The organism is Streptomyces sp. NPDC040622 (genome assembly GCF_055593965.1).
Map to the genome: position 1 here is coordinate 290,847 of NZ_JBVIXD010000002.1, position 13,712 is coordinate 304,558.

Below are 13,712 nucleotides of genomic sequence, written 5' to 3' on the forward strand. Positions count from 1 at the left end.
AACGGTGACTGAGGCCCGGCTCCCTCCACGGGGGAGCCGGGCCTCAGCCCTTTTCGGGGGCGCGGCCGCCCGGTCGCTCACCCCTACTGCGGCCCGTACTTGCGGCCCGTGCGTGACGTGACGCCGCCCAGCAGGGCTCGCGGGGTCACCTTCACCACGCCCATCAGGGCCTTGTACCGCGGGTCGGGGACGGACAGGGACTTGCCGCGGGACAGGTCCGCGAGCGCCGTCGAGACCAGCTTGTCCGCGTCGAGCCACATCCAGCCCGGGATGTTGGACGTGCCCATCCCGGCGCGCTGGTGGAACTCCGTGCGCACGAAGCCGGGGCACAGCGCCATCAGCCGTACGCCGGAGCCCGCGAGGTCCTTCGCCGCGCCCTGGGTGAACTGGACGACCCACGCCTTCGACGCGCCGTACGTCCCGCGCGGCACGAACGCGGCCACCGACGCGACGTTGACGACACCGCCCCGGCCGCGCTCCCGCATCGACTCCGTCGCGGCCGACGTCAGCCGCAGCACCGCCTCGCAGTGCACCTTGAGCATGGTCAGCTCGTCGGCGAGGGAGACCTCCAGATACCGGCCCTTGTTGCCGAACCCCGCGTTGTTGATGAGCAGGTCGACCGGGTCCCTGCGGTGCGAGAGCCGCTTCTCGACGGCCTCGATGCCCTCGTCCGTCGCGAGGTCCGCGGTCAGCACCTCCGCCTCGATGCCGTGCCGGTCGTGCAGTTCGGTCGCCTGCTCGTGCAGCCGTTCGGTGTCGCGGGCCACCAGCACGAGGTTGTGTCCGTCACCCGCGAGGCGCCGCGCGAAGGCGGCGCCGATGCCGGCGGTCGATCCCGTAATCAGAGCCGTAGTCATGGCGCAAGGCTAGTGAGATCGCGTGACCGCCGCGTCCCCCGCACGGCCCCGACCACCGCCCCGGCCTCGGCTCACGGAGTCCGGCCGGCCTGCTGCGCCAGGTACGTGCGTGCGCGCTCGGCCGTCTCGGGGTGCAGGGCCTCACCTGCCGCGAGCAGTTGGGGCAGCAACGCCTTCTCCGTCGTGACGGCCCGGAACTGGAGGGCGACGGTGACGTCGTGGTCGGGCCGGTGCACGATCTCGATCGCGTCCCCGGCCCGGATCTCACCCGGCTCGATCACGCGCAGGTACGCGCCGGGAACACCCTCTTCGGTGAACCGCTTGACCCACCCCTGCTCGTCGACGTGACCCTGGAACGTCCGGCAGGGGATGCGGCCGCTGGTCACCTCGAGCACCAGATCGGAGCCGATCCGCCAGCGCTCGCCGATCCTGGCGCCGGTCACGTCGACCCCGGACGTCGTGAGGTTCTCGCCGAAGGCGCCGTCGGCGAGAGGCCGCCCGAGAGTCCGCTCCCACGTGTCGAGGTCCTCACGGGCGTACGCGTACACCGCCTGGTCGTTCCCGCCGTGGTGGCGCAGGTCGCAGATCTCGTCCCCGGCGAGACCGCTCCCCGCGACGCCCTTCGCGCCCGGCGCCTGCACGCGGACGGGGCCGCGCACCGGCCGCTTGTCGATGCCGGTGCCGCCGGCGGGCGCGCCCGCGTACGCGACGACCCTGCGGCGGCCCAGATTTACCGAAAGAAGCTCCATGACTGGCAGGCTAAGCGAGCATCCCCAAAGTAGCGACGCAGTATTTCGCGATATATCCAAGCGTCACTTATGATCGAAGCATGATCGAGGCCCGTCATCTCCGTGTCCTGCGCGCCGTGGCCGCCACCGGCTCCTTCTCGGCCGCGGCCCGCGAGCTCGGCTGCACCCAGCCGGCCGTCAGCCAGCAGATGAAGGCCCTCGAATCCTCCGCGGGCACGCCGCTGCTGATCCGCACCGGCCGCGAGATGCGCCTGACGCAGGCGGGCGAGGCCCTGGTCCGGCACGCCGCCGGCATCCTCGCCGGGCTCACCGCCGCAGAGGAGGAGGTCGCCGCCATCGCGGGCCTGCGCGCGGGCCGGGTCCGGCTCGTCTCCTTCCCCAGCGGCAGCTCCACCCTCGTCCCGGGCGCCCTCGCGGCGCTGCGCGCGGCGCACCCGGGCACGCGCGTCTCCCTCGTGGAGTCCGAGCCGCCCCGCTCGGTGGAGATGCTCCGCGAGGGCGACTGCGACGTCGCGCTCGCCTTCCGGTACGAGGGGGCGACAGCCGCCGAGGAGTGGGCCGACCTGGTCGTGCGCCCGCTGCTCGCGGACCGGCTCGTCGGCCTCGTGCCCGAGACGCACCGGCTGGCCGGCGCGGACTCGGTCACCATCGGTGAGTTCGCCGACGAGTCGTGGATCGCGGGCTGCCCCCGCTGCCGCAGGCAACTGGTGGAGGTCTGCGAGAGCGCGGGCTTCGTGCCCCGGATCGACTTCGCGACCGACGACTATCCGGCGGTGATCGGCCTGGTCGGCGCCGGTCTCGGCGTCGCGGTGCTGCCTGAGCTCGCGATCGAGTCGGTACGCCCCAAGGGTGCCCGTACCGTGACGGTGGAACCCGCCGTGCAGCGGGAGATCGTCGCGCTCACGCTGCCGGATCTGGCGCAGGTGCCGGCCGTCGCCGCCACGCTGGACCACCTCGCGCGGGCCGCCGCCCGCTGACCCCGCTGACCTCGCCGGCCCCGCTTCCCCCGCGAGACGTCACGGGCCGTCGGGGCCCGCTCGCGGAAACGTTCCTTCAGGTGTGCGAAACGGCGCGGCCCGCCGGCGCCGCCGCCGTCACCAGGCGATTGCGCGCGCGGCCCATGAGCTCTTCGCGCTCGTCCTCGGTCAGCCCGCCCCACACGCCGTACGGCTCGCGCACCGCGAGCGCGTGAGCGGCGCACTCCGCGCGCACGGGGCACCGCATGCAGACCTCCTTGGCGGAGTTCTCACGAGCGCTGCGCGCCGCTCCCCGCTCGCCCTCGGGGTGGAAGAAGAGCGAGCTGTCGACCCCTCGGCAGGCCGCGAGGAGCTGCCAGTCCCACAGATCTGCGTTCGGTCCGGGAAGGCGGGAGAAATCTGCCATTGCTGGTCCCCTTGGTGCCGTTCTGACGCGGATACGGTGCGCATGACCGTACATCTACTGTCTAAGGAGATGAAAATATGACTCATTGCGAATCTAGCCATAGACACCAGGAAAAGGGAAGAAAAGGCGCTAAATGGGGCATAGCTTGTGATGAAAGGTTGAGGGTCTCCCGCGTGGTCTGCTCTGTGTCCGCGCCCTCACGTAGAGTGCCGAACGTGGCTGACTGCCCCGTAACTCTTTCGGGTGACCGTCGTTGAGAGTGCGAGGCGGTTGAAAGAACAAGCGCTCGGGCAGGTGTCCGAGAGCGTCAACCGCACAGGTGACGAATATGTACCAGCCTGGAGGCTCAAGGTGACGCGCAGCAGCTGTGAGAGCCGCGGAGGACAGTCATGACATCGGTCCTCGTCTGCGACGACTCCCCGCTTGCCCGAGAGGCGCTCCGCCGCGCGGTCGCGACCGTGCCCGGCGTCGAGCGTGTGACGACGGCGGCCAACGGCGAGGAAGTCCTCCGCCGCTGGGGTGCCGACCGCTCGGACCTGATTCTGATGGACGTGCGCATGCCCGGTCTGGGCGGTGTGGAGACCGTACGGCGGCTCCTGTCGGCCGACCCCGGCGCGCGGATCATCATGCTCACCGTCGCCGAGGATCTGGACGGGGTCGCACTCGCGGTCGCGGCCGGCGCGCGCGGCTATCTGCACAAGGACGCCTCGCGTGCCGAACTGCGCGCGACGGTCACCCAGGCGCTCGCCGACCCGACGTGGCGACTGGCTCCGCGCAGACTGCGTTCGGCCGAGATGGGCGCCGCGCCCACCCTCACCGCGCGGGAGATCCAGGTCCTCGAAGGCATGAGTCACGGCCGCTCGAACGCGGAGATCGGACGTGAGCTCTTCCTCTCCGAGGACACGGTGAAGACGCACGCCAGGAGGCTGTTCAAGAAACTCGGCGCCTCGGACCGGGCACACGCCGTGGCGCTCGGTTTCCGCTGGGGCCTGGTTCGCTGAGTGAGCCGTCGCGGGGGCGCGGCGACCCCCGTCCGCCGAGTGGTGGACGGGGCGGCCGGCGCCCGCCGCTGCTTGTTTCGTCGCCGATGCCGCATCCTTGAGGTGTGGAGTTCCTCGGGGACGAGTCGATCGAGCGGGAGGGGAGGGCGCAGGAGATGAGTTCCGGCGCACCTGCTCATAACGCTTCAGTGCACAACTACGGACGCGGTGCCACGGATCAGCCGCCGTCAAGGCACCATGGACCGATGCGCGATGACAAGACGACGGTGATCGGTGCCCTCGTCCTTCGCGCCGTCGAGGGCGACGAGCAGGCCACGCACGACCTGCTCGCGCACGTACACCCCCTCGCGCTGCGCTACTGCCGCACCCGGCTGTCCCGACTGCCGGGTGACGCACGGCACTTCGTGGAGGACCTGGCGCAGGAAGTCTGCGTCGCCGTCCTCCTCGCCCTGCCGCGCTACAAGGACACCGGGCGCCCCTTCGAAGCCTTCGTCTTCGCGATCGCGGCGCACAAGGTGGCCGACCTGCAGCGCGCGGCGATGCGGCACCCCGGATCCACGGCGGTGCCCTCCGACGAGATGCCCGAGCGGCCCGACGACTCGCTCGGCCCCGAGGAGCGCGCGCTGCTCAGCAGCGACGCCGAGTGGGCCAAGAAGCTCCTCGCCAACCTCCCGGAGAACCAGCGCGAGCTGCTGCTCCTGCGGATCGCCGTCGGGCTCACGGCCGAGGAGACCGGACAGATGTTGGGCATGTCACCCGGAGCGGTGCGGGTCGCCCAGCACCGGGCGCTGAGCCGGTTGCGGGCGCTGGCCGAGCAGTAGCGCAGCACCCCGGCCGCGTACGTGCGAACGTACAAAGCTTCCCGATGATCTTGATCGTGGAATGAGACACCTCCGGATCCCGTTAGCATGGACATCCGCACCGATCAAGGCCATTTGGGGAAGGTGTCATGACTGCAAACGGCGGTTCTTCGACTGGGGTGCCCGAGAAATTCGCGACACTCGGGCTGACCTACGACGACGTGCTGCTGCTGCCGGGCGCGTCGGACATGGCGCCCGACCAGATCGACACTTCCTCGCTCGTCTCGAAGAACGTCCGCGTGAACGTCCCGCTGCTCTCCGCCGCGATGGACAAGGTCACCGAGTCCCGCATGGCGATCGCCATGGCGCGGCAGGGCGGCGTCGGCGTGCTGCACCGCAACCTCTCCATCGCCGACCAGGCCAACCAGGTCGACCTGGTGAAGCGGTCCGAGTCCGGCATGGTCACCGACCCGATCACGGTGCACCCGGACGCGACGCTGGCCGAGGCCGACGCGATCTGCGCGAAGTTCCGCATCAGCGGCGTCCCGGTCACCGACGCGGCCGGCAAGCTGCTCGGCATCGTCACCAACCGCGACATGGCCTTCGAGAACGACCGCAGCCGCCAGGTCCGCGAGGTCATGACGCCCATGCCGCTGGTCACGGGCAAGGTCGGCATCTCCGGCGTGGACGCCATGGAGCTGCTGCGCCGCCACAAGATCGAGAAGCTGCCGCTGGTCGACGACGCGGGCATCCTCAAGGGCCTCATCACGGTCAAGGACTTCGTCAAGGCCGAGAAGTACCCGAACGCCGCCAAGGACAGCGGGGGCCGCCTCCTGGTGGGCGCCGCCGTGGGTGTCGCGGGCGACGCGTTCGAGCGCGCCCAGGCCCTGGTCGCCGCGGGCGTCGACTTCATCGTGGTCGACACCGCGCACGGCCACTCCCGCCTGGTCGGCGACATGGTCGCCAAGATCAAGTCCGACTCCCCGGGCGTGGACGTCATCGGCGGCAACATCGCCACGCGCGACGGCGCCAAGGCGCTCATCGACGCCGGTGTCGACGGCATCAAGGTCGGCGTCGGCCCCGGCTCCATCTGCACCACGCGAGTCGTCGCCGGCATCGGCGTGCCGCAGGTGACGGCCATCTACGAGGCCTCGCTCGCCGCCAAGGAGGCCGGTGTCCCGGTCATCGGCGACGGCGGCCTGCAGTACTCCGGAGACATCGCCAAGGCGCTCGTCGCCGGCGCGGACACCGTCATGCTCGGCTCGCTGCTCGCGGGCTGCGAGGAGTCCCCGGGCGAGCTCCTCTTCATCAACGGCAAGCAGTTCAAGTCGTACCGCGGCATGGGCTCGCTGGGCGCCATGCAGACCCGCGGCGAGCAGAAGTCCTTCTCCAAGGACCGCTACTTCCAGGAGGGCGTCGCCTCCGACGAGAAGCTGGTCCCCGAGGGCATCGAGGGCCAGGTCCCCTACCGGGGCCCGCTCTCGGCCGTCGTCCACCAGCTGGTCGGCGGACTGCGCCAGTCGATGTTCTACGTCGGCGGACAGACCGTCCCCGACCTCCAGGCCAACGGCCGCTTCGTACGCATCACGTCCGCGGGCCTCAAGGAGAGCCACCCGCACGACATCCAGATGACGGTCGAGGCGCCGAACTACAGCCGCAGCAAGTAGCCTTCCGGCCGCGCGTGCGCGTGGAGGGGCGGTCCCGGATCACCGGGGCCGCCCCTTCCGTGTGCGTCGGGGATACTGGACAGGCAGACCAAGAGGGAAAGGCCCCACAACGTGACTGAGATCGAGATCGGGCGCGGCAAGCGCGGCCGCCGCGCGTACGCCTTCGACGACATCGCCGTCGTACCGAGCCGGCGCACCCGCGACCCGAAGGAGGTCTCGATCGCGTGGCAGATCGACGCCTACCGCTTCGAGCTGCCCTTCCTGGCCGCTCCCATGGACTCGGTGGTCTCGCCGCAGACCGCCATCCGCATCGGTGAGCTGGGCGGCCTCGGTGTCCTGAACCTCGAGGGCCTGTGGACGCGGCACGAGGACCCGCAGCCGCTGCTCGACGAGATCGCCGGGCTGGACTCGGACACCGCGACCCGCCGCCTCCAGGAGATCTACGCGGCCCCGATCAAGGCCGACCTGATCGGGCAGCGCATCAAGGAGGTGCGCGACGCGGGCGTCGTCACCGCCGCCGCGCTCTCGCCGCAGCGCACCGCCGAGTTCTCCAAGGCCGTCGTCGACGCCGGCGTCGACATCTTCGTGATCCGCGGCACCACCGTCTCCGCCGAGCACGTCTCCGGCGCCGCCGAGCCGCTGAACCTGAAGCAGTTCATCTACGAGCTGGACGTCCCGGTCATCGTCGGCGGCTGCGCCACGTACACCGCTGCCCTGCACCTGATGCGCACCGGCGCCGCGGGTGTCCTGGTCGGCTTCGGCGGCGGCGCCGCGCACACCACGCGCAACGTCCTGGGCATCCAGGTGCCGATGGCCACCGCCGTCGCCGACGTCGCGGCCGCCCGCCGCGACTACATGGACGAGTCCGGCGGCCGCTACGTGCACGTCATCGCCGACGGTGGCGTGGGCTGGTCCGGCGACCTGCCCAAGGCCATCGCGTGCGGTGCCGACTCCGTGATGATGGGCTCCCCGCTGGCCCGCGCCACGGACGCGCCCGGCAAGGGCCACCACTGGGGCATGGAGGCCGTCCACGAGGACGTGCCGCGCGGCAAGAAGGTCGACCTGGGCACGGTCGGCACCACCGAGGAGATCCTCACCGGGCCTTCGCACATCCCGGACGGCTCGATGAACTTCTTCGGGGCGCTGCGCCGCGCGATGGCGACGACGGGCTACAGCGAGCTCAAGGAGTTCCAGCGCGTCGAGGTGACGGTCGCGGACGCGCAGCACAAGCGCTGACGCGCCGTCCGCGTCTCGCGGATCGTGCGGAGAGGGGCCCCGGTACTTCGTACCGGGGCCCTTTTCGTCGTCACAGGCGGTGGGCCGCGCCCGCCGGGGTCGCGCCCCGGGTGTCGAGCAACAGCTGGGCCTTCACGGCCAGGCCCTGCAGGTCGTACGTGCGGTGGTGCTGGAGCAGGATCGTGAGGTCGGCGTCGGCCGCCGCCTCGTAGAGGGAGTCCGCGCGGGGGACCGGACGGCCGAGCACGCTCCAGTTGGGCACGTACGGGTCGTGGTAGCTGACGGCCGCGCCGAGCTCCATGAGGCGGGTCGCCACCTCCTGCGCGGGGGCGCCCTGCTGGTCGGCGAGGTCGGGCTTGTAGGTGACGCCGAGGAGCAGGACGCGGGCGCCCCGGACGGACTTGCCGTGTTCGTTGAGCAGGGTCGCCGAGCGCTGGATGACGTACTGGGGCATGCGGTCGTTGACCTGCTGGGCCAGCTCGACCATGCGCAGGGGGCGGGCGCCGCGGGCGGGTCCCGGGACGTCCAGGGGCACGCCGTGGCCGCCGACGCCGGGTCCGGGGCGGAACGCCTGGAAGCCGAACGGCTTGGTCTCGGCGCAGCGGATGACGTCCCACAGGTCGATGCCCAGGTCGTGGCAGAGCACCGCCATCTCGTTGACCAGGGCCATGTTGACGTGCCGGTAGTTGGTCTCCAGGAGGTGGACGGTCTCGGCCTCGCGGGGGCCCCGGGCGCGGACGACCTTGTCGGTGAGGCGGCCGTAGAAGGTGGCGGCCGACTCGGTGCAGGCCGGGGTGATGCCGCCGATGACCTTGGGGGTGCCCGCGTAGCCGTGGGTGCGGTTGCCGGGGTCGAGGCGGGCGGGCGAGTACGCGAGGTGGAAGTCGCGCCCCGCCCGCAGGCCCGAGCCGGACTCCAGGATCGGACGGAGGAATTCCTCCGTGGTCCCCGGGTACGCGGGGGACTCGAGGATCACGGTGGTGTGCGGACGCAGCCGTGCGGCCAGAGCCCGGGCGGCCTCGGCCACCTGGCTCAGGTCGAGCGAGCGGTCGGCGGCCGGTGGAGTGGGGGCGCAGATGACGGCGGTGCGGACCCGGCCGAGTTCGGCGGGGTTGACGGTCGGCCGGAAGCCCCCCGAGAGCATCCGGCGTACGTCGGCGGCGGTGAGGGTGCCTTCGGCGCCGTCGCACGGCAGTCGGCCGCAGGCCAGGTCCGCGGCGCGGACCGGGTCGTAGCCGATGGTGGCGATGCCGCGTGCGACGGCGGCCCGGGCGAGGGGCAGGCCGAGGTGGCCGAGACCGATGACGGCGAGATCTGCGGGCATGGCGGTGGGCCGTCCTCCCAATAGCCGGAGTGGGACGAGTGCGCAAGCCCTGTGGACAAGGCGGACCAGCGCAATGTCAGACTAGGAGTAAATATGACCGATTTGCGGTATTGCGTCGCGTGGGAGTCCGGAGTGTTGACCGGCGGGTCGCCGGCGTTGTCCACAGGCTGGGGTCACGATCAGCGGGCGGCGCGGAAATCTGGGCATGATGTGAGTCCGACCACACCCGATCTCAACGGGAGGCAGCGGTGAGGACAGCGACACTGGGGCCGGCTGAGCGCGCCGAGTCACTTGCGGGAATGGCCGACCGGGAGCTGGACATCCTCGTGGTGGGCGCGGGAGTGGTCGGCGCGGGCACGGCGCTCGACGCCGTGACCAGAGGCCTGTCCACCGGCCTGGTCGAGGCGCGGGACTGGGCCTCCGGCACGTCGAGCCGGTCGAGCAAGCTGATCCACGGCGGCCTGCGCTATCTGGAGATGCTCGACTTCGCGCTCGTGCGGGAGGCGCTGAAGGAGCGCGGCCTGCTCCTGGAGCGGCTCGCCCCGCACCTCGTGAAGCCCGTGCCGTTCCTCTACCCCTTGCAGCACAAGGGCTGGGAGAGGCTGTACGCGGGATCGGGCGTCGCGCTCTACGACGCCATGTCGATGTCGCGCGGACACGGCCGCGGCCTGCCCATGCACCGCCACCTGACGCGCCGCCACGCCCTGCGGGTGGCCCCCTGCCTGAAGAAGGACGCCCTCGTCGGCGCCATGCAGTACTACGACGCACAGATGGACGACGCCCGCTACGTGGCCACCCTGGTCCGCACCGCGGCGGCGTACGGCGCGAAGGTCGCCAACCGCGCGAAGGTCACCGGCTTCCTCCGCGAGGGCGAGCGCGTCGTCGGCGCCCGGGTGCAGGACGTGGAGGGCGGCGGGGAGTACGAGATCCGCGCCAAGCAGGTGGTGAACGCGACCGGCGTGTGGACGGACGACACCCAGGCGATGGTCGGCGAGCGCGGCCAGTTCCACGTCAGGGCCTCCAAGGGCATCCACCTGGTCGTGCCCAAGGACCGGATCAACGCGACGACCGGCCTGATCCTGCGCACCGAGAAGAGCGTCCTCTTCGTCATCCCCTGGGGCCGCCACTGGATCGTGGGCACCACCGACACGGACTGGGACCTGGACAAGGCGCACCCGGCCGCCTCCAGCGCCGACATCGACTACCTGCTCGAGCACGTGAACTCGGTACTGGCCGTGCCGCTCTCCCGGGACGACGTCCAGGGCGTGTACGCGGGTCTCCGGCCGTTGCTCGCCGGCGAGTCGGACGCCACAAGCAAGCTGTCCCGCGAGCACACCGTCGCCCACCCGGCCCCCGGCCTGGTCGTCGTCGCCGGCGGCAAGTACACGACGTACCGCGTGATGGCCAAGGACGCCGTGGACGAGGCGGTGCACGCCCTGGACCAGCGCGTCGCCGACTGCGTCACCGAGGACATCCCGCTGGTCGGCGCCGAGGGCTACAAGGCGCTGTGGAACGCGCGGGCGAGGATCGCCGCCCGGACGGGCCTTCATGTGGTCCGCGTGGAACACCTGTTGAACCGGTACGGCTCCCTGGCCGAGGAGCTCCTCGAACTCATCACCGCCGACCCGACGCTCGGCGAGCCGCTGCCGGGCGCCGACGACTACCTGCGGGCCGAGATCATCTACGCCGCGTCGCACGAGGGCGCCCGCCACCTCGACGACGTCCTCACGCGCCGGACCCGCATCTCGATCGAGACCTTCGACCGGGGCACCCGCAGCGCCCGGGAGTGCGCCGAGTTGATGGCACCCGTCCTCGGCTGGGACAAGGACCAGATCGAGCGGGAGGTGCAGCACTACCAGAAGCGGGTCGAGGCCGAGCGGGAGTCGCAGCGCCAGCCGGACGACCTGACGGCGGACGCGGCCCGGCTGGGCGCGCCGGACATCGTGCCGCTCACCTAGGGGCGTCGCGGGGGCGGAACTGCGCGTTCGGGAGCGCCGGTTCCAGGTCCGGGTCGACCGGCTTGTCCGTGTTGACCCGGAAGGTGACGACCCGTCGGTGGGGTGCGCGCGGGAGCCTCGAAGAGCGGCGGCCCGTGCCGTAGTGGCTGTGTGCGGAGCGGGTGTTGAACATCTCGCGCGGCAGCCGGGCTTGTCCCCGTGGGCCGTTGAGTGACGGCAGGGGATGCCTGGTGGCATGGGGTGCGTGGGTCCGGGAACGCTTCCGGGAGCGTGCGGCTCAGGAGTGCCGAGGCCTGGGCCTTGCCTAGGGTGGTGAGCAGCGGAAGAGTGACGTCCGTGGCCGGAGCCGTAGGTCGCGGAGGGCCTGCCGTCGCGCTGAGGAGCGTCGCCGCGAGGAGGACGGCCGTCGTGAGCGCGGTGTTGGCGGGGCGGTCCCTCCTTGTACGGCGGCCCGTCATGAGGGACGGGACGGGGGTCGGTGGACCCTGGGCGCCGACCGGTCCCCGAGTAAGGGACAATGAAGGCTCTGTCAGGGCGGGTTGCTCGGGTAGCAGCGGTAGCAGCAGAGGGGACGCATGTCGGACGCGGAGCAGACGGGTGAGGCCCGTCGGGACAAGAGCGAACGTCTCCTCGCCGGCCGGTACCGGCTGGGAGAGGTGCTCGGCCGCGGCGGCATGGGCACCGTCTGGCGCGCCAAGGACGAGACGCTTGGCCGTACGGTCGCGGTGAAGGAGCTGCGATTCCCCTCGAGCATCGACGAGGAGGAGAAGCGGCGGCTCATCACGCGGACGTTGCGCGAGGCCAAGGCGATCGCGCGGATCCGCAACACCAGCGCCGTGACCGTCTACGACGTGGTCGACGAGGACGACCGGCCCTGGATCGTGATGGAGCTGGTCGAGGGCAAGTCCCTCGCCGAGGCGATCCGTGAGGACGGACTGCTCACGCCGAGGCGGGCGGCCGAGGTCGGCCTCGCCGTGCTCGACGTGCTGCGCTCCGCGCACCGCGAGGGCATCCTGCACCGCGACGTGAAGCCGTCGAACGTGCTGATCGCCGAGGACGGCCGGGTCGTCCTGACGGACTTCGGCATCGCGCAGGTCGAGGGCGACCCGTCGATCACGTCCACCGGCATGCTCGTGGGCGCGCCGTCGTACATCTCCCCGGAGCGGGCCCGCGGTCACAAGCCGGGACCCGCGGCCGACCTGTGGTCGCTGGGCGGTCTGCTGTACGCGGCCGTGGAGGGCGTGCCCCCGTACGACAAGGGGTCGGCCATCGCCACGCTCACCGCGGTGATGACCGAGGACGTGGAACAGCCGGTGAACGCCGGACCGTTGGAGAAGGTCATCTACGGCCTGCTCGCCAAGGACCCGGACCAGCGGCTCGACGACGCGGGGGCGCGCGCGCTCCTCATCGACGTCATCCACGCGCCGGAGATCAAGCGCGAGCCGGAGCCGGTGGAGGCCACCAAGGTGGTTCCGCTGCCCCCGGTGCCGCCCGCCGCGCCGCCGAAGGCACCCAAGGCACCCAAGGCACCCAGGACGTCCAAGGCGTCAAGGGCTCAGAAGACGCCGAGGCCGGGGCGGAACGCGAAGGCTGCGGGCGCCGCCGCCGGGGCCGCAGGGGCGGCCGGCCAGGCCGGTGCGACCGGTACGGCTGGTACGGCCGGTACGGCCGGGAACAAGACCGAGGAGGTCGCCGACCGGCTGAAGGGCGCCCTTCAGTCGGTGCGCAAGGCGGCCGCGTCGGCCACCTCGCGCGGAACCGGGGCGTCCGGGGCCGCGGCCGGGGCCGGATCCGCTTCCTCGGCCGCGCCCGCCGCGCCCGCGTCCGCGCCGAAGTCCGCGGCCAAGTCCGCGACCACCGGCCCGTCCGCCGTCGGTTCGCCCTCCGCCGGGCCCGGCGGTGTGCCGCCGAGGCCGCCCGTCAAGGCGTCCATCACCGATGTGGTGCCGCGCCGGACGCTGGTGATAGTGACCGTGGTGGTCGTCCTCGCGGTGCTCGGCACGGTGCTCGCCCTCGCGCTCGGCGACGACAACGCCGGCAGCGAGGACAACAAGGGCGGCGACAAGGCGGTGTCCGCAGGGGCGACCGCCGGTGGCGGCAAGGACGATCAGGGCAAGGATCAGGGCAAGGACACCGGCAAGGAAGCCGACAAAGGCACCGGTACAGGGGACGACCAGGGCAAGGAGCCGGGCAAGGACGACAGCTCCGACCCGGACGAGGGCCAGGGGAACGACCCGAGCAAGGGCGACGGCAAGAAGCCGGACGACGGCGCCGAGTCGACGTACCGGCATGACCAGGGCTTCAAGATCGGGCTGCCGAAGGGCTGGAAGTTCCAGTCCACGGGCCGGGCAGGGGCACGGTTCGGCGGGCCGAACGGGCAGAAGCTGCTGATCGGCTGGACGACCACGCCGAAGGACAACCCGGTCAGCGACTGGAAGAACCAGGAGAAGTACATGGTCCGGTCGCAGTACGACCGGGTCCGGATAGAGAAGGTCGGCTTCCGCGGCTGGAACACGGCCGACTGGGAGTTCACGTACGTGGACGGCGGGACCAAGTACCGGTCGATAGACCGGGGATTCGTCGTCAACGGCGGGCTCGGCTACGGAATGATGTACACGGCCAAGGCCGACGACTGGGGGAGCGAGGAGCGGCGGACCGCGTGGCGCACCTTCACGCGGACGTTCGAGCCGAAGTCCTGAGCCGGGGGTGACGGGTCCCGGGGCGCACCCGGGACCCC

Annotated in this window: 11 protein-coding genes; 7 read left to right on the plus strand and 4 right to left on the minus strand. The window is 71.5% G+C overall.

Going from position 1 to position 13,712, the window contains the following annotated elements; genetic code table 11:
- Positions 1-83: 83 nt before the first annotated feature.
- Together ACZ592_RS05790 and ACZ592_RS05795 are read right to left on the minus strand one after the other, a co-directional pair.
- Entirely contained in the window at positions 84-857 is a 774-nt protein-coding gene (locus ACZ592_RS05790; protein ID WP_471580236.1) for an SDR family NAD(P)-dependent oxidoreductase, read from the minus strand.
- Positions 858-928: 71 nt separating this feature from the next.
- Positions 929-1,606: an MOSC domain-containing protein gene (locus tag ACZ592_RS05795; protein ID WP_471580237.1), complete on the minus strand. Its 678-nt coding sequence runs from the start codon at positions 1,604-1,606 to the stop codon at positions 929-931.
- An 80-nt stretch (positions 1,607-1,686) separates the two neighbouring features.
- On the opposite strand from ACZ592_RS05795, the gene ACZ592_RS05800 reads away from it, so the two are divergent.
- Positions 1,687-2,583 carry a LysR family transcriptional regulator gene (locus ACZ592_RS05800; protein ID WP_471580238.1) on the plus strand — a complete coding sequence of 299 codons (897 nt, stop codon included), beginning with the start codon at positions 1,687-1,689 and terminating at the stop codon, positions 2,581-2,583.
- Positions 2,584-2,659: 76 nt separating this feature from the next.
- On the opposite strand, the gene ACZ592_RS05805 is transcribed toward ACZ592_RS05800, so the two are convergent.
- Positions 2,660-2,989, minus strand: a complete 330-nt coding sequence (locus ACZ592_RS05805; RefSeq protein ID WP_471580239.1) for a WhiB family transcriptional regulator — start codon at positions 2,987-2,989, stop codon at positions 2,660-2,662.
- Positions 2,990-3,378: 389 nt separating this feature from the next.
- On the opposite strand from ACZ592_RS05805, the gene ACZ592_RS05810 reads away from it, so the two are divergent.
- The 4 genes from ACZ592_RS05810 to ACZ592_RS05825 all read left to right on the plus strand — a co-directional run bounded on the left by ACZ592_RS05810 (position 3,379) and on the right by ACZ592_RS05825 (position 7,693).
- Positions 3,379-3,990, plus strand: coding sequence for a response regulator transcription factor (locus tag ACZ592_RS05810; protein ID WP_003948568.1), 612 nt, complete (start codon positions 3,379-3,381; stop codon positions 3,988-3,990).
- Positions 3,991-4,235: 245 nt separating this feature from the next.
- Complete coding sequence (locus ACZ592_RS05815; RefSeq protein WP_127909693.1) at positions 4,236-4,811, plus strand: sigma-70 family RNA polymerase sigma factor; 576 nt, start codon at positions 4,236-4,238, stop codon at positions 4,809-4,811.
- A 128-nt stretch (positions 4,812-4,939) separates the two neighbouring features.
- Positions 4,940-6,457, plus strand: coding sequence for an IMP dehydrogenase (guaB, locus tag ACZ592_RS05820; protein WP_471580240.1), 1,518 nt, complete (start codon positions 4,940-4,942; stop codon positions 6,455-6,457).
- A gap of 111 nt (positions 6,458-6,568) precedes the next feature.
- Entirely contained in the window at positions 6,569-7,693 is a 1,125-nt protein-coding gene (locus ACZ592_RS05825; RefSeq protein ID WP_471580241.1) for a GuaB3 family IMP dehydrogenase-related protein, read from the plus strand.
- A 70-nt stretch (positions 7,694-7,763) separates the two neighbouring features.
- On the opposite strand, the gene ACZ592_RS05830 is transcribed toward ACZ592_RS05825, so the two are convergent.
- Complete coding sequence (locus ACZ592_RS05830; RefSeq protein ID WP_471580242.1) at positions 7,764-9,017, minus strand: nucleotide sugar dehydrogenase; 1,254 nt, start codon at positions 9,015-9,017, stop codon at positions 7,764-7,766.
- 248 nt (positions 9,018-9,265) lie between these two features.
- Between ACZ592_RS05830 and ACZ592_RS05835 the strand changes: the two genes are divergently transcribed.
- Positions 9,266-10,975 carry a glycerol-3-phosphate dehydrogenase/oxidase gene (locus ACZ592_RS05835; protein WP_471580243.1) on the plus strand — a complete coding sequence of 570 codons (1,710 nt, stop codon included), beginning with the start codon at positions 9,266-9,268 and terminating at the stop codon, positions 10,973-10,975.
- Between the two features lie 575 nt (positions 10,976-11,550).
- The gene (locus ACZ592_RS05840) at positions 11,551-13,674 is read left to right on the plus strand and encodes a serine/threonine-protein kinase (RefSeq protein WP_471580244.1); all 2,124 of its coding nucleotides are present in this window, start codon (positions 11,551-11,553) and stop codon (positions 13,672-13,674) included.
- Positions 13,675-13,712: the final 38 nt, after the last annotated feature.

Coding starts and splice junctions, on each gene's coding strand:
- ACZ592_RS05790 (WP_471580236.1), bottom strand. CDS start 857: ATGACTACGGCTCTGATTACGGGATCGACCGCCGGCATCGGCGCCGCC.
- ACZ592_RS05795 (WP_471580237.1), bottom strand. CDS start 1,606: ATGGAGCTTCTTTCGGTAAATCTGGGCCGCCGCAGGGTCGTCGCGTAC.
- ACZ592_RS05800 (WP_471580238.1), top strand. CDS start 1,687: ATGATCGAGGCCCGTCATCTCCGTGTCCTGCGCGCCGTGGCCGCCACC.
- ACZ592_RS05805 (WP_471580239.1), bottom strand. CDS start 2,989: ATGGCAGATTTCTCCCGCCTTCCCGGACCGAACGCAGATCTGTGGGAC.
- ACZ592_RS05810 (WP_003948568.1), top strand. CDS start 3,379: ATGACATCGGTCCTCGTCTGCGACGACTCCCCGCTTGCCCGAGAGGCG.
- ACZ592_RS05815 (WP_127909693.1), top strand. CDS start 4,236: ATGCGCGATGACAAGACGACGGTGATCGGTGCCCTCGTCCTTCGCGCC.
- guaB (WP_471580240.1), top strand. CDS start 4,940: ATGACTGCAAACGGCGGTTCTTCGACTGGGGTGCCCGAGAAATTCGCG.
- ACZ592_RS05830 (WP_471580242.1), bottom strand. CDS start 9,017: ATGCCCGCAGATCTCGCCGTCATCGGTCTCGGCCACCTCGGCCTGCCC.
- ACZ592_RS05840 (WP_471580244.1), top strand. CDS start 11,551: ATGTCGGACGCGGAGCAGACGGGTGAGGCCCGTCGGGACAAGAGCGAA.